General features: G+C 64.3%; 12 protein-coding genes and 4 pseudogenes. 10 read left to right on the top strand and 6 right to left on the bottom strand.

Features of this window, described 5'->3' with window-relative positions; translation table 11 throughout:
• Positions 1-9 precede the first annotated feature (9 nt).
• Entirely contained in the window at positions 10-366 is a 357-nt protein-coding gene (locus KOI47_RS28790) for a hypothetical protein (protein ID WP_232376324.1), read from the bottom strand.
• A gap of 516 nt (positions 367-882) precedes the next feature.
• Between KOI47_RS28790 and KOI47_RS28785 the strand changes: the two genes are divergently transcribed.
• Positions 883-1,527 carry a prepilin peptidase gene (locus KOI47_RS28785; protein ID WP_216209730.1) on the top strand — a complete coding sequence of 215 codons (645 nt, stop codon included), beginning with the start codon at positions 883-885 and terminating at the stop codon, positions 1,525-1,527.
• 29 nt (positions 1,528-1,556) lie between these two features.
• Here the strand turns inward: KOI47_RS28785 and KOI47_RS28780 are convergent, their stop codons facing one another.
• From KOI47_RS28780 to KOI47_RS28770, 3 genes are read right to left on the bottom strand one after another with little or no spacing between them, the layout of a single operon-like run.
• Entirely contained in the window at positions 1,557-2,354 is a 798-nt protein-coding gene (locus tag KOI47_RS28780) for a sigma-70 family RNA polymerase sigma factor (protein WP_232376323.1), read from the bottom strand.
• Positions 2,351-2,758 carry a hypothetical protein gene (locus tag KOI47_RS28775; protein WP_216209726.1) on the bottom strand — a complete coding sequence of 136 codons (408 nt, stop codon included), beginning with the start codon at positions 2,756-2,758 and terminating at the stop codon, positions 2,351-2,353. The genes KOI47_RS28780 and KOI47_RS28775 overlap by 4 nt, the downstream gene beginning before the upstream one ends.
• Positions 2,755-2,970: a hypothetical protein gene (locus KOI47_RS28770; RefSeq protein ID WP_216209724.1), complete on the bottom strand. Its 216-nt coding sequence runs from the start codon at positions 2,968-2,970 to the stop codon at positions 2,755-2,757. Before KOI47_RS28770 ends, KOI47_RS28775 begins: the two co-directional genes overlap by 4 nt.
• 814 nt (positions 2,971-3,784) lie before the next feature.
• Here KOI47_RS28770 and KOI47_RS28765 point away from each other — a divergent pair.
• From KOI47_RS28765 to KOI47_RS36555, 7 genes and pseudogenes are all read left to right on the top strand, one after another.
• Positions 3,785-4,636, top strand: coding sequence for a helix-turn-helix domain-containing protein (locus KOI47_RS28765; RefSeq protein WP_216209722.1), 852 nt, complete (start codon positions 3,785-3,787; stop codon positions 4,634-4,636).
• Positions 4,637-4,682: 46 nt separating this feature from the next.
• Positions 4,683-5,081, top strand: a complete 399-nt coding sequence (locus KOI47_RS28760; RefSeq protein ID WP_216209720.1) for a DUF397 domain-containing protein — start codon at positions 4,683-4,685, stop codon at positions 5,079-5,081.
• Positions 5,082-5,404: 323 nt separating this feature from the next.
• A pseudogene (locus KOI47_RS35965) lies at positions 5,405-6,118 on the top strand (DDE-type integrase/transposase/recombinase); the annotation flags it as partial.
• Positions 6,118-6,335: pseudogene (locus KOI47_RS28750) on the top strand (IS5/IS1182 family transposase); the annotation flags it as partial. The pseudogenes KOI47_RS35965 and KOI47_RS28750, both read left to right, overlap by 1 nt.
• A 779-nt stretch (positions 6,336-7,114) precedes the next feature.
• A complete protein-coding gene (locus KOI47_RS28745; RefSeq protein WP_216209715.1) occupies positions 7,115-7,843 on the top strand; it encodes a thioesterase II family protein in 729 nt (242 codons plus the stop codon).
• Positions 7,840-10,557, top strand: coding sequence for a type I polyketide synthase (locus tag KOI47_RS28740; RefSeq protein ID WP_216209713.1), 2,718 nt, complete (start codon positions 7,840-7,842; stop codon positions 10,555-10,557). The genes KOI47_RS28745 and KOI47_RS28740 overlap by 4 nt, the downstream gene beginning before the upstream one ends.
• A gap of 51 nt (positions 10,558-10,608) precedes the next feature.
• Positions 10,609-10,947: pseudogene (locus tag KOI47_RS36555) on the top strand (polyketide synthase dehydratase domain-containing protein); the annotation flags it as partial.
• Here KOI47_RS36555 and KOI47_RS28735 read toward each other — a convergent pair.
• Complete coding sequence (locus tag KOI47_RS28735; protein WP_216209711.1) at positions 10,915-11,151, bottom strand: hypothetical protein; 237 nt, start codon at positions 11,149-11,151, stop codon at positions 10,915-10,917. The pseudogene KOI47_RS36555 and the gene KOI47_RS28735 sit on opposite strands and share 33 nt — an antisense overlap.
• Here KOI47_RS28735 and KOI47_RS28730 point away from each other — a divergent pair.
• Positions 11,150-13,489 (top strand): SDR family NAD(P)-dependent oxidoreductase, encoded by a 2,340-nt coding sequence (locus tag KOI47_RS28730; protein ID WP_216209709.1) that lies wholly within the window; start codon positions 11,150-11,152, stop codon positions 13,487-13,489. The two genes, KOI47_RS28735 and KOI47_RS28730, sit on opposite strands and share 2 nt — an antisense overlap.
• Before the next feature lie 77 nt (positions 13,490-13,566).
• Here the strand turns inward: KOI47_RS28730 and KOI47_RS28725 are convergent.
• A pseudogene (locus tag KOI47_RS28725) lies at positions 13,567-13,736 on the bottom strand (transposase); the annotation flags it as partial.
• A 51-nt stretch (positions 13,737-13,787) separates the two neighbouring features.
• On the opposite strand from KOI47_RS28725, the gene KOI47_RS28720 reads away from it, so the two are divergent.
• Positions 13,788-15,016, top strand: a protein-coding gene (locus KOI47_RS28720) for an IS3 family transposase (protein ID WP_232376322.1) whose coding sequence is annotated in 2 segments (ribosomal slippage) — positions 13,788-14,067 and positions 14,067-15,016 — 1,230 coding nt in all. Because the reading frame shifts where the segments join, the coding sequence is not laid out codon by codon here.
• Positions 15,017-15,173: the final 157 nt, after the last annotated feature.

Here is a 15,173-nt window from a genome sequence, read left to right as displayed (position 1 = left end):
CTACACGTTTCAACACGAGCCCACCCCCTCCACGGCGAATCGGGTGACCCTCCACGTGCCGTCCTGCTGCTTCTTGACTTCTGCGGTGATCGAGCGCCGTCCGCCCGGTGTGTCGTCGAGCAACTGGCCGTCCTTGTACTTCAGCCAGTTCGAGCTGTCGCTGCAGTCCGAGATCATGACCGTGGTCGGATTGTCGGTCGGGTTCATTTCGGACACCTGGGGGTTGTGCGTTGGCGCGCCCTTGGACACGACGCCATTGAGGTGGTCGGTGTACAGGCTGCGGTTGATCACCCCGAGCGCATCGCCGGTCGCGTACTTCGCGAGTTCGGGTGACTGCCAGTCCGAGGTCTCGCCGGCTTTGGCCATCTGCTGCCACATCCCCGTGTAAGCGGCCGTCGCCTGCTGACGTGCACGATCGGCGGGAGAGGCCGGTGATGGGGATGCACTGCTCGACGGTGGAGGAGTTGTCACTCCAGCCGTGCTCTCAGGTGCCGAAGACGAGTTCGAGCTGCAAGCCGCCAACGCCAGCGCCGTGAGTCCGGCAGCAACCAGTCCCGCCCTGTACTGGCCATTGCGACCGCATACCTTGCCGTCGACCACGTGCCCCCCTCGGATCCGCGAAAATTCCCTTCGATCTAACTGTGGTACATATCACCTCTACCCGGTTACCCCCAGGAGACTGCAATGTCCCTATGCAGGGACACAGGTGTCGGAACAGGGCAAATGGACCGAAGTTCACTCAAACGGTCTAATCGCGGCGTGTCCAAGAGTGTTGAATCGTAGGTTCGTTGCACCAGATTTCGTAATCAGCAGCTGCAGGGGGTACACGATGAATGGTTCTGTCACTCTTGCGAATCGTTCGTCGAAGGCACCGGCGGGACCATGAACGCAGCCGGCATCGCTGGGTGGGGCCTGGTCGGTCTCGTCGTTGGCGGTGGTCTGCGCGTCATCGTCGAGCGGGGTTCACTCCTTCCGGAGGGGACAGGCCGACTCGCGCCACCAGCCCTACCGGAGCTGATTACCGCAGCCCTGTTCGCAACGCTCGCCTGGCGTACCGGCACTGAGCCCCACCTGTTCGCATACTCCTGGCTCGCAGCGGCCAGCGTCCCGCTAGCCGTGATCGATTGGACCTCCCGCCAACTGCCCACCAAGCTGCTCTGGCCCGCCGGAGTCATCCTGGCCGCACTTTTCGGCGCGGCGGCCATCGTCAGCCGCGACGCGTACCCGCTCATCCGCTCCGCTGCGGGCATGCTCGTGCTCCTCGCGTTCTACGGCGCTATCTACTTCCTCCGACCGGGCCAGATGGGTGGCGGGGATCTCCGGCTTGGCGGCTTGCTGGGCATTGCGCTGGGCTGGGCCGGGTGGACGGCCGTGCTGGTGGGAACACTGCTGGGCTGGCTCACGGCGGCCATCGCACTGCTGGCGCTCCGCGCCGCTCGACGGCTGGAGCCGGGCAGCGACGTCCCCCTCGGTCCCTTCCTTCTGGCTGGTGCACTCGCCGTGGTTCTCATCCAGCCGGGACCGTGACCGGCTTAACCCGCAGGAAGTCCGTTCGATCATGTGGGGCGGCGCCCGGCGTGACGGAACGTGGCGTTGACGTTGTCTAGGTCGGCGGCGCGGGTCCGGCACCGGGCGCAGTGATCCAAATGTGCCTTTACCTGGGCGCGTTCGCGTTTGGCCAGGCCACCCCGCGTCCAGGCGCCGAGCCGGTCGGCGGTGGCCCGGCACCGGGCTGGGGCGGTGTCGGCGAGGTGCACTTGGAGGTATGCCTGGCGCAAGCCTTCACGTGCCCGGTATCCCAGCGCGGACACCCCATTCGCGGTGAGCCCGAGCAGCGGCGCGACCTCGGCAGGAGACTGTTGCTTGACCTCGGTGTGCCACAGGACCGCTTGCCAACGTTCAGGCAGCCTGGCGAACGCCTTTGCCGCCAGCGTGCGTTCCAGGTTGGCCACCGTGGGGTCCGAGAACGGTACGGTCAATGCCCCGGCGGCGAGGCGACCGAGTTCGGTCATGTCTTCGGCGAGGTCGATTCTGCGGTTCTTGCGCGTCTTGTCGTAGGTGGTGTGCCGCAACGTGGTCAGCAAGTACGCACGAAACGCCGAGTGCGGTCCCTTCCCAGCTCGTAGGGCGTCCCACACCTTCGCGAACGCCTCGGCCACCACGTCGTCGGCGTCGGCCGGTGACCTGGTCAGCTGGTGCGCCAGGTGGTAGGCCGTGGCCACGTGCCGCTCGTACAGCTGCCCGTAGGCGCTGGCCCTCCCGCGGCGGACGGCGGTGATCAGCGCAGCGTCCTCGGGTCCGCGCGGCTCGGGCCCGCCCGCCGGGTGAGCGCGGCACCGAGGCGGCGCGGTCACCGCTCGGCCCTCATGGGCCGGGCGTAGGCGTAGTTCTCGCACCACCAGGCGCACCATTGGGCCAGGTGTTCCGGATGGTTGGGGAACACCCGGCGCTTGGCCAGGTGGTCCAGGAAGGTCTCGGCGACGTCGGCGGCGGCTGGTCGATGCTGGCACTCGATCGGCAGCGTGAGCCCACCCGTACCGGTCCGCTCCCCGTGGTAGGTGACCAGCCAGGTGCGGAGGTCGAGTTCCAGCGCGATCGGGTAGCCGGACGGATTCAGCCGAACCCGTGGTCGCGGCCACAGCGAGATCCGGCCGTCACCGAACCGTTCGCACGGAACCGGGCAGATGAACCCGCTGGTGGCCGAGTCGTCGGCGTCGATCAACGCGTCCGCCAGGAACAGGAGCCGACGCGTGTTCATGGCCTGTCCCGGCTTGTCAGCACGAGCACCAGCACGACCAGCGCCAGCGGCACGATCAGGCCTATTTCCAGGAGGCTCCGGCCGACCCACGCTCCCGTCAGGGTGGACACGCCGAGCAGCGCGAGAAAGCACAGCAGCCCACCACCCAGCGCCAAGAACAGGCCGCCATCTCCGACCGTGTCGCCAACATGCCCCCTCCGCCTGCGCATCATCGGCAGAACGTCCGATCAGCCCAGACCGCAGCGGCCGTCAACCGTGCCCGCAGAACGCCGACCTGAAGCCTGCTGAATACCACGGTCCCGCCGACCGGCACGGTCAGCGTGACCTGCCCTTTCTCGCTCACTCCGCCCGTTGCCGCGGTGCTGTGCCCACGCTCGTCTCTGCACCGCACGGCTTCGCTGAGGATCGCTTTCGGCGTCGTCTGCCCTCGTCGGCTGAAAGGCCACATCTCGACTCCCCGGTCTCCTTTGGGTGGGGCGCCTTCGAAGCTGCGGTGGAATCAGGCGGCGGTCGCGGGCAACGCTTGCCCACCGGAGGTCGTAGATGCCACGGGGCCCCGGCGGGGCCGCCATGGTCCAGTCCTGACCGCTCCACTCGAGGAACCGTCGGCGAGGCAGCGGATCGGGCAGGACGTTTGGAGAGCCGGAGCCACGCCACAGATAAACGACGGCGCGTAGCGCGCGGAGTTGTCGTGGGACCTGGACGAAGCGCCACTCGCTGCTGGCAGCAACTCGGCGCGTTGGTCACGCTGGGGTGAAGCGGGCCGAGCGTGCTTAGGCCGGTGACTCGGGAGGCCCAGCGGCATTAGTACTGGGCAGGGACACCGATGGGGTGCGCCACCATGGCCGTGCTCCTCGTCGACTAAGCTCGTAACTTGTGTACTCATAGACTCGACCTCGCAGGCTTGGTGGCCCGGAGTACGGCTTGTCTAGACCGTAACTAGTGTACTCAAGTTGAGTACACGCACAAACGAGTGAATCGGCCTGTGCTATGCGTGATCAAGCTGGTTGCGATTTGGAGGTAGGCGTGGCCCAGCAACAGCTCCCACCAGCGGTGATGAAGATCGTGTTGGGTAATGAACTCGCCAGGCAGCGCGTCGATGCTGGGTTGACGCAGGACGATGCGGCGGAGATCTTGCGCTGCACCCAGCAGAAGATCGCGCATGTCGAGTCTGGCAGTGGCATCCGGCCGAAGGAGTTGGATGCGCTGCTGGAACGCTACGGAACCAGCGAGGCCGAACAGGCGTACGTGAGGGATCTGCAGGCCGAAGGCAACCGCCGGACCAAGCGCGGGGCCTTCAGCACGCGGTTTCGCCAGCACATGCGGTTACTGGTCGATATGGAACCAAGTTGCCAGCGCTTCTTCTCGTATCAGGCTCTGGTCGTGCCCGGCCTGCTGCAGACCGAGCAGTACATGCGCACGCTATTCCGGGCTTGGCGCCCCTCGCCAAGTCGGGATCAGATCGACCGCGACACCACCGATCGGCTAGCGCGGCAACGGGTACTCGACAACACCGACCAGCAGTTCTGGTTCATCATCGACGAGGCCGCCCTGCGCCGCATCACCGGCAGTGCGGAGATCGTCAAAGAGCAGGTCCTGTGGCTTGTCGAGGCCCTGGATCGGCCGAACGTCGAGCTACAGATCGTGCCGTTCAGCACCGGCTACTACATGGGCCAAGGGCACGACTACACCATCTTCGGCTACGACACTAAGCCACCGGTCAGTATCGTTTACCTGGAACAACACGATGGTGGGACGTACGTGGACGACACCAAGCGAACGACCCGGTATCTGACCTTGTGGGAGCAGCAGAAAGCCGCAGCCTCAGGCCCGGAGCAGACGCGTCGCTTCCTACTTGATCTCGCCGGAACCCTATGACCTCGCAACTGACGAAGCAGGACACACACGAAGGACAGCAGCGGAGATGACCTCCAACAACACCAGCACAACTCGCCGTAGTAGCGTCGTCGGAGCGTGGTTCAAGAGCACCTTCAGCAACCCGGACGGCAATCAGTGCGTCGAGGTATTCTTCGACACCGATCTCATCCACATCCGCGACAGCAAGGACTGCGGTGCCGGCCCGATTCTGACCATCGCCGCCCGTCATTGGGCAACGTTTCTGGACGAAGTGGCTGGGGATGCACCGGCTGGCACAAGCACAGTAATACAGATCACGATCGATGCAGACGGTGGAGCAAGCCTTCGAGCACTGCGTACTCCGAACAAGACCCTGTCGTACACTCCGGGCGAGTGGTCTGCGTTCGTCGCAGGCGTCTGCAACGGGGAGTTCGATCTCCCCGGCGCCGAGGCGCTTGCCGCCTGAGCGCATTAGCTAGGACTGGCCCCGCCCGGCCTGCAACTACCTGCTTCCCAGCTTCTTCGCCGCCCGCCAGAACGTAGGCACGATGACGATGAGCTTAAGCTGTGAAGGCTGCTGTGAGTAGCGGGGCAGTTCGCGCGTTTGCACCATGGCGGAGGCGAAGCGCCCGAACCCTGGCCTGGGACGAACACCAACCCGCCTGCCGCTGTCGGTGTGCGGTCTCTGGACATCCTTGACCGATCGTTATCGGGAGATTCTTGACGGTCTCCGGCGTAAGTGACCTTCTTCGGCGGTCCGTTGATCGTTGGTGAGGGGCGAGGGGCCGCGTGGAGTCCGAGGTGCTGGTGGAGTACCGCTACCGGGCGGTGTGTGAGGTGTTGGGCGGTTCTCCGGTTGGGGAGGTGGCAGCGCGGTACGGAACCTCTCGGCAGTCACTGCATACGGCGGCAGCGGTTTGAGCGGGAGGGCGAGTCTGGGTTGGCCGAGCGGTCGCGGCGTCCGCGCACCAACCCGAACCGTGTTGCTGCCGACGTGGAGGCGCTGGCGTGCCAGTTGCGACGGGAGCATCCGCGCTGGGGTGCCCGCCGGATCAGCCATGAACTTGGCCGACGTGGTGCCGACCGGACCCCGTCTCGGGCGACGGTGCACCGGGTTCTGGTCCGGAATGGACTGATCAATCAGCAGGCCCAGCAACACAAGCGGAAGTACCGACGGTAGCAACGGCAGGAACCGATGCACTTGTGGCAGATGGGCATCGTTGGTGGTGTCCCGTTGGCCGACGGCCGCTCGTGCAAGCTGGTGACCGGTATCGATGATCATTCCCGGTTCGTGGTGATCGCGGCGGTGGTCGCGGTGCCCTCGGGTCGAGCGGTGTGCGCAGCCTTCACCGAGGCCATGCGCCGCTACGGGGGCCCTCGGAAGTGCTCACCGACAACGGCGCACAGTTCACCGGACGCCACAACCGCCCTCAGTCCGTCGAGGTGCTGTTCGAGCGGATCTGCCGGGAGAACGGGATCACCCAGCGGCGCACCAAACCCCGCGGAAGTGGGTACGCGAGCGTGGCATCATCGTCCGTATCGCCCACAAAGGGATCGAGACCGGCACGAAGCTCGGCAAACATCGTTGGGTCATCGATCGATCGCGTGGCTGTTCGACTCCCGTCGACTCACCATCCGATACGAGCTCTACACCAACCACTTTAACGCCTTCCTCGCCACCATCGCCTGCTACAAAAAACTCCGTAAAGCCGCCACATGAGACACGTTGTTACAGGGTTGCACGAGTCTAAACTCCCCGCATGATGAGATCATATATGTCTCTCATCCTTGTCCGGGAAGTGTAACCTGCAGTAATCCCACTTTACCCCGGTAGTGTGATTTTGGAACCCTGTTCTCGCAGCCACGCTCCACGTTATGTAGCCGGTATGCAGGAGTTTTCGACTAGTTCATAGTTTTCTACGGCGAACGAGTGAAGTTTCAAGGATGGCGTGAATTCGTAAAATGATCAAAGTGCCATGCACGTGCGTCAACACGTGCTATCGCATATCGTCGATCCACGAAAAACAGAAAAAGATCACGTTATCGTCCACCGGATCGCTGACATGCTGCGGTCATGCCGCGCCGGATGCTGCGAGAGTCTTGTTGTTCCGGCCGCTGTGGGTGGTGCTCAACACGGCCGAACATAGTCGTCCTTCTCGGTTCTAGCGCCAACTCCGTCGCCTTCTTCGTCAGAATCGCCAACAGCCAACCCTCGCCGGTCATCTGCAGAACATCAGTCCGCGCCTGGTTCGCCGGCCGTTGAACCACCCCTGTTGATCCACCGCATCCGACCGCATCCGACGATGCCTTCGTTTCACGCCACGGGCGTCTTACGGTGCTTTTGGGCGAGAGCGTTGACCCATGCTGCTGATTGTGTGAGGTCATCCGCTTCCTGTCGGATACTCGGTTGGGGTGACCTCTCTTTGATTTCCGGCATGGACGTGCTCTCATGAAAGTTGCTGATCAACATAATGAGTATGCCATCGGATGGTGAGGATCATGCTTGATGACTGGTTTGAACCTTGTCCTGACGGGAAAACTCATCTGTATTGCTTCCCGCATGCGGGCGGTAGTGAATCGTTGTATCTGGGCTGGCAGCAACAGACCTCGCTGCGGGTGGTACCTGTGTTCCTTCCTGGACGCGGGCGACGTGCCGACGAGTCGGCGTTGACGTCGGCCGAGGAGATTGCGACCCGGCTGGCGCGTCAGATCGCGATCTATTCGCGTCAACAAGAGATCGCGTTGTTCGGCCACAGCATGGGAGCGCTGCTTGCGTACGCGACCGCGGTGGAGCTGGAGCGTGATCATGGCGTGGTGCCGTTGCGGCTGTTCGCCGCTGCTGCGGGCGCGCCGCACCGCCCGAGCCGGTTGAAGCCGGTGCGGAAGTTGTCCGACGACGAACTGCTGGCCCAGGTGCTAGCAACGGGCGGGACTCCTGAGGCGGTGGAGTCGGACCAGCACGCTCTGAGGCGCGCGCTGCCGTCACTGCGTGCTGACGCCGCTGTGGTTGAGACCTATCGCCACAGGGGACACGTCCTGTCGTGCCCCATCACGGTGCTTGTCGGTCGTAATGACCCGGTGGTCACCGCGGACGCCGCGCGCAGGTGGTCGGAGTTGACTACGACCCCCGCGATCATCCGGACGCTTCCGGGAGATCATTTTTTCGTTCATGACCCACTGGTGGTCGACGTGGTGTACCGGGAGCTGGAGGGGAGTGTCGCGGCATGACGGACGTCGATCAGGTGGCTGTTGTGGGAATCGGCTGCCGCTTCCCACACGCCGACGGCCCGGACGAGTACTGGCGGTTGCTGCATGACGGACTGGATGTCGTGCGGGAGATTCCCGATGATCGGTTTCCGATCGACTCCTACTTCGACCCCGACCCCGATGCCGTCGGCCGCACCTACAGCAGGTGGGGTGGCTTTCTGGACGACGTCGCGGGGTTCGATGCGGCATTCTTCGGTGTCTCGCCGCGGGAAGCGGAGCGAATGGACCCACAGCAGCGTCACCTGCTGGAGGTCGTATGGGACGCGTTTGACGACGCCGGCATCGTTCCGGGCAAGATCGAAGGCACTCGCACCGGCGTGTTCGTCGGTGAAATCGCGGTCAACTATGCGGATCTTGCGAGCAGACTACCCGACATGGACGTGTACGCGGTGACGGGTACGGCCAGATCTGTGCTGGCGGGAAGAGTTTCCTTCGCCCTCGACGCGAGAGGACCCTCTATCTCAGTGGACACCGCATGCTCCTCATCGTTGGTGGCGTTGCATCTCGCGTACCGCAGCGTTCGCGACGGGGAGTCCGAACTTGCCATCGCGGGTGGCACGAACGTGGTGCTGCTGCCGGATGAGAGCATCGCCTACTGCCGGGGCCGGATGCTTTCCAGAGACGGGCGGTGCAAATTCGCCGATGCGTCTGGCGACGGCTTCGTACGCAGTGACGGCATCGGTGTGGTGGTGCTCAAACCGCTGAGCAGAGCTGTCGCCGACGGCGATCGCATCTACGCGGTGATCCTCGGTAGCGCGACCAACAGCGATGGTCGTTCCAGTGGATATCTGCTTACGCCGTCGGAGGAAGGTCAGGTCACGATGTTGCGCGCCGCGCTCGCCGACGCAGGTCTCGACGCACAGCAGTTGGACTATGTCGAGGCACACGGCACCGGTACGAGTGTCGGTGACGCGGTGGAACTGCGAGCTCTTGCCGAAGTACTCGGTACCGGGCGCGCCACCGACCGCCCATGTCTGGTCGGTTCGAGCAAGACCAACATCGGCCATGCCGAAGGCGCAGCCGGTGTCGCCGGTCTGATCAAGACCGTGCTGAGCCTGCATCACCGGCAGATCCCAGCGAGCTTGCACGTGCACGAGCCGAACCCCGCACTCGACTGGGAGCGCGCCGGGCTGGCGGTGCCGGACACCACCATTCCCTGGCCGCATGAGGGCAGTGCGGTCGCCGGGGTCAGCTCGTTCGGTATCGCGGGCAGCAATGCGCACATCGCGGTCGCCTCGGTCGATGTACCCCGGTCGCAACCACTGCCCGCCCCAGATTCGTTGGTGTTGCCCGTTTCTGCCGCGGACCCCGTCGCATTGCGGGTGCTGGCGAGCGACTACGCGAGGCTGCTGCGCGACCTCGACCCGGCTGACGTGCCGAGGATGTGCGCCGCTGCGGCGCAGCGGCGTGAGCATCATCCCTATAGGCTTGCGGTCTCCGGGTGCGACGCGGAACAGCTTGCCCGGGCGGTACTGGCCGCGCAGCCACCTTCGGGTGCTGTCGACGAAGCGCCAGGCGTGGCGTTCGTGTTTCCTGGTCAAGGCTCGCAGTGGCTGGGTATGGGCCGGGACCTGCTGGATGCGGAGCCGGTGTTCCGGGACACCCTGCATGCCTGCGCGGAGGTCATCTCCGATCACGTGGGCTGGTCACTACTCGACGTTCTGGCCGACGACACGCCCGAGGCACTGTCCGATCTGGATGTCGTGCAACCCACTCTATGGGCGATGCAGGTGTCGCTGGCCGTCTTGTGGCGTAGCTGGGGGGTGGAACCGGACGTGGTGATCGGTCACAGCATGGGCGAGGTAGCCGCCGCGTACGTGGCCGGTGCCCTCGATCTGTCCGACGCCGCCGAGGTCATCTGTCTGCGTAGCCGTCTGGCGAAGCAGGTCAGCGGTACCGGGGCGATGGCTGTCGTCGGGCTGCCGTCGGGCGATGTGGCGGCACGGTTGGACGGTGAACTGAGCATCGCGGCCCACAACAGTCCGAACGCCACCGTAATCTCTGGTCCCGCTGACGGGGTACGGGCGGTGGTGGACACCCTCACCGACCAAGGCTTGTTCGCGCACCTGGTGCGGGTCGACTTCGCCTCGCACAGCCCGCTGATGGATCCGATTCGGGAACCATTGCTCGAGGCTCTCACCAACATCCGTCCGAGAGCAGCGCAGGTGCGTTTCCACTCCACTGTGCATGGAGGCACCCTCGACGGCACCGAACTGGATGCCCACTACTGGGCAGACAACCTGCGTCAGCCGGTGTTGTTCGCGGATGCGATCTCCGCGGAGGCCCGGCGGTGTGGGGTGTTCCTGGAAGTCAGTCCGCACCCTGTACTCACGGACGCGATCTCCGAATGTGGTGCCGCAAGGACACTGGGGTCACTGATGCGGGGTGAACCCGGTAAGGTCGCGCTGCATGCCCACCTGACCGAGCTGTACACCGCGGGGGTGGAACTCGACTGGCATGGCGTGTACGGAGGTCGTGCTCCGCACCACGACTTGCCTCGCTACCCCTGGCAACATCAGCGTTACTGGCTCCCGGACGTGCCCGCGGAAGAACCTGCGGCAGGCGTTGCAGCCACGGCCGCGTCCACCCATTACCTGGTTGAACACCGTGTCCAGGGCGCGCCGATCTTGCCAGGCATGGTCACCGTCGATGTCGCTCTACAGGCCGCGCACTGAGAACTTGGTACAGGTCCGATCGAGCTCACAAACATCAGATTCCTCGCACCGTTGCCGTTGACAGACGAGCCACCACAGTTGCGGACGGAGCTGGAGGGTGGCCGGTTCACCGTCAGTGGTCAGGATGCCGACGGCTGCTGGATCACGCTTACCACCGGAAGCATCGGGCGGCCGCCGTCCGGCGCGCCTGTCACCGTCGACCCCGATGCCTGGAGAGCGCGTTGCACCACTCAACTGGACATCGCGGACTTCTATGCCGAGCATCGCGCGCAAGGCAATGAGTGGGGCCCGGCCTTCCAGGGGATCACCGAACTACGTCGTGGTAACCGGGAAGTACTGGCCGTGCTCGAATTGCCTTCACACCTGCGACACGAACTGGCGGTTTACCCATTCCATCCGGCGCTGCTCGACGCCTGCGGACAGATCGCCGCCGTACCCATCCGTGGCCCGTTCGCCGGCGAATCGATCGCCAGGGTCCGCTGGTACGGGCAACCAGGACCATCCGTCATCGCCCATCTCGACGACCAGTACGACGACGGGAATTCTTTCGGGGGGGAACCTGCGAATCACCACCCCGCACGGCAGCTCGCTCATGGAGATCGAGGGATTGCGTTCTCGCCTGCTCAACGGAGAACAACGTCCTTCTGCCAACGACTGGCTACACGAAGTGCGATGGCGCACACTTTCCACTGTGCCGGCTCCCGCCATGCAACGACCACAACGATGGCTGGTGATCGGTGACGATCTCCCGCTGCGCGACCGTCTTCCCGGCGTTGTCGACACTGAGCTCGGCGACATCAACGACACGCTCGGCGTCATTTTCACAGCGTACGGTGAACATGCCTGCTCCGAGCTGGCGGATCTGGTCAGAACACTCGACAGCAGAGTCGGTGCGACCCGCCTGTGGATAATCACCCGAGGCAGCCAAGCCGTCAGCGAATCCGACACCGTACCCTATCCCGAAGCCGCAACACTGTGGGGTCTTGTTCGGACAGTAATGGTCGAGCACCCCACGCTTGGTGCGACCGCGATCGACCTACCGGAGGACCCCACAGAGACAGACCTCGCCGCGCTGGTAAACGAACTGGCACTCGACCTCGGTGAGCACCAGATCGCGCTGAGGGAAGGTCGACGATACGCCGCCCGCCTCACGACATACCCTTCGCCCGCTGCAACCACGCCGCAGCCGGGACCCGGACAGGTACGCATCGAGGTGACGAGCACGAGCGGCGATCATGGATTGTCCAGCTGCGTGGGCACCGTCACCGACGTCGGCCCCGACGTCCGCACGCCTGCACGAGGAGACATCGTCCTCGCCATGGCGGTCACATCTGTCGGTTCGTCCGTTCTGACAGAGGCCGCTCTTACGGTTCCGATGCCGCACGGACTCACTCCCGTCGAAGCAGTGACCCTCCCGCACACCTACGTACCCGCTCTATACGGACTGAGAGACCTCGCGCGGCTACGCCCCGGCGAAACGGTCCTGATCCATCCCCCGACAGCGCCTCAGGCGATCGCCGCAATGCACGTTGCCCGTCTGCTAGACGCGACCGTAGCGGCCTCACCCCCTGACACAGTCGAGGAACGAGCTCTGCTCGGCTGGGCGGGAATCAGTGAACCAAGTGATCACGTGGATGTTGTGTTCACCACGACCGGCGCTGCGGTCCCCAACGGAGGACGGTGTGTCCAGCTCGGCGGGCAGGTCCCGTCCACGTGGCCACCTAACATCTCCTACCACCGGGTCGACGTCACGTCCCTGCCAGCCCAGGATCTCAGCGCCCTGCTCCACGAGGTGCTGGCACTGGTGCACCGAGGCGAACTTCAACCACTCCCGTCCAAACAAACCACCACACGAGTGTCGGTCGGCATCGCCCAGCGCGAACCCGCATGCGTCATCACCGGCGGACTGGGGGACCTCGGTGTCGTGGTCGCCGACCTGTTGATCGATCGTGGCGCTCGCCATCTTCTCCTCATCGGTCGCAGCCCCACGCCGGATCACCGGACAGCAACGTTGAATCGGTGGCGTGACAGAGGCGTCGACGTCGAATACCACTCGCTCGACGTCGCCGACGAACCCGCACTCCGTACGCTCATGAATCGCCCCATCCGAGGCGTCGTACACGCCGCAGGCATTGGCAGCCACACACCTGTCGCCGAGCTGACCGCTGACGAGATCCGCGAGGTTCTTCGCCCGAAACTTCAAGGTGCCACCGCGCTACACCACGTTCTCGCGGACCGGCCACTCGACTTCTTCGTGCTGTTCTCCTCAGCGGCCGCGGTACTCCCATCGCCATTGCTCGGTGCCTACGCCGCAGCGAACGCATGGCTCGACGCACTCGCGTTGCACCGGTGCGCGCGCGGCCTGCCGACGCTCAGCATCGGCTGGGGTTTCTGGGAGGCAGGCATGGCGGTCCGGCTCAACGGTCAACGGCAACTTCGTGTCCCATCAGGACTGGCCAGCTTCACTCCGGAACGTGGCGCTGCCATGCTCGGACAACTACTTGACCGAGGCGTCAATGGCCACGTCGTCGTAACCCCAGCCGACTGGCCTACCTACGCCCACACCTATCCCGACCGCGCCACCCGCAGCCTGCTCACCGAACTGGCACCGCCCCTCGACCAAGACGTACACACTCGCCACGCACGCAGCACACCAACACCCGAGCAGGCACCACCCGCAGGAGACAGACAAGCTCACACCGTCAACACGCCGGAGAGCCGCAATCAAGTCGGCCAACTCATCGCTGACGTGCTGAGACTCTCAACCGAAAGCCTCGACCACCGTCGCCCACTCAAAAAGCTGGGAATGGACTCGCTCATGGCCGCGGAGATTCGAACCCGCGTCAAGAACCAGTACGGCGTTGATATACCCATTCTGTACCTGCTGAAAGGGGCTTCAATCGACGATGTGGCAGCAACACTGTCGCAGTAGGCGCACGATGTCGAGGATATGTTTGAGGTCCCTTTTTTGGCCCTGACAGAGGCTCCGTCCAGGACCGCGCGGGGTCAGTTGATCAGTCTTTGGCTGCCCCATTCGTCGAGCACCGCGTGGCGCAGCCGCCGCCGGAGACCGGCGCGGTCCACTCGGTGAACCGGCGGTGCGCGGTGGGGACCGTGACCCCGAAGGACGGTGGCAGCAAGCGCCACAAACACCCGTTGGTCAACACAAACACGATATTGAACCGCCCCGGGTCTGATGGAGGCTCACTCGTTGAGTGAGGATGTGGATCATGACCCGGAGGACGAGGTACTCGCGTGAGTTCCGTGAGCGTGCGGTGGCGTTGGTGTTTGAGCAGGTCGGGCAGCATTCGTCGCAGTGGGAGGCGATCTGTTCGGTCGCGGCGAAGCTGAACGTGTCGGGTGAGACCGTGCGCAAGTGGGTGCGCCAGGCCGAGGTCGACGTGGGCACGCGGCCGGGCACCTCCGGTGAGGAATCGGCCGAGTTGAAGCGGCTGCGCCGGGAAAACGCGGAGCTGCGTCGGGCTAACGAGATTTTGAAGGCCGCATCGGCTTTCTTCGCGAGGGAGCTCGACCCTCGACCGCCACGCTCGTAACGTTCATTACGGAACATAAGGACCGGTTCGGAGTCGAGCCGATCTGTACCGTGCTGACCGAATTCGGTATCAAGATCGCTCCGTCTACCTACTATGCCGCGCTCAACCGCCTGAAGTCTGAGCGTGAGCTCCGCGATGCGGAATTAATGAGAGAAATCCAACGAGTGTATGACGAGAACTATCGTGTTTATGGTGCCTGGAAAATCTGGCGCCAGCTCAAGCGTGACGGTGTCATGGTGGGGCGGGGCCGGGTGGAACGGCTGATGCGTCGCCTGGGTATCGCCGGGGCGGCGCGCGGGAAGACCGTGCGCACGACGATCTCCGATCTCGACGGTGCGCGGGCCTCGGACCTGGTGAAACGCCGGTTCACGGCCGGCGCCCCGAACCGGTTGTGGGTGGCCGACTTCACCTACGTCGCCACCTGGGCCGGCACCGTGTACACCGCCTTCGCCCTCGACGCCTTCTCCCGCAAAATCGTGGGCTGGTGCTGCAGCATGTCCAAGGAAACCGACCTGGTTCTCGACGCCATCGACATGGGGCTGCACCATCGCAACTATCAGCGAGTGACGGGCGAAGATAAACTGATCCACCATTCCGGCGCAGGGAGTCACTACACTTCTTTCCGGTTCACCCAGCATCTTATCGATGCCGGTATCGACGCGTCAATCGGCACCATCGGCGACGCGCTCGACAACGCTCTCGCGGAATCCACGATCGGACTCTGCAAAACCGAGTTGATCAAACCACAAGGGCCATGGCATACTAAGAACGAAGTCGAGATCACCACCGCCGCATGGGTCGAATGGTACAACGATCGGCGGCTTCATGAGGCCTGTGGCTACCGGCCACCGACCGAGTTCGAGACCCTGTACGAATTGGGCGACCTGACCAGCTTGGTCGCCTGACCCCAGTAACGAGCCTCTACCGAACCCGGGGCGGTTCAGGACGCGGCGCGACCCGCACGCCGCGCGGCCCTCCAAGCGCTGGACGATCAGATCACCGCGGTCCGTACCGAGCTTCGGACCGGGGAGGCCGCCCTCCAAGCCTTGACCGCGAGCCAAA

Origin of the sequence: Amycolatopsis aidingensis, assembly GCF_018885265.1 — a bacterium.
Classification (GTDB): domain Bacteria; phylum Actinomycetota; class Actinomycetes; order Mycobacteriales; family Pseudonocardiaceae; genus Amycolatopsis; species Amycolatopsis aidingensis.
This window is presented reverse-complemented; position numbering and strand designations above follow the sequence as displayed.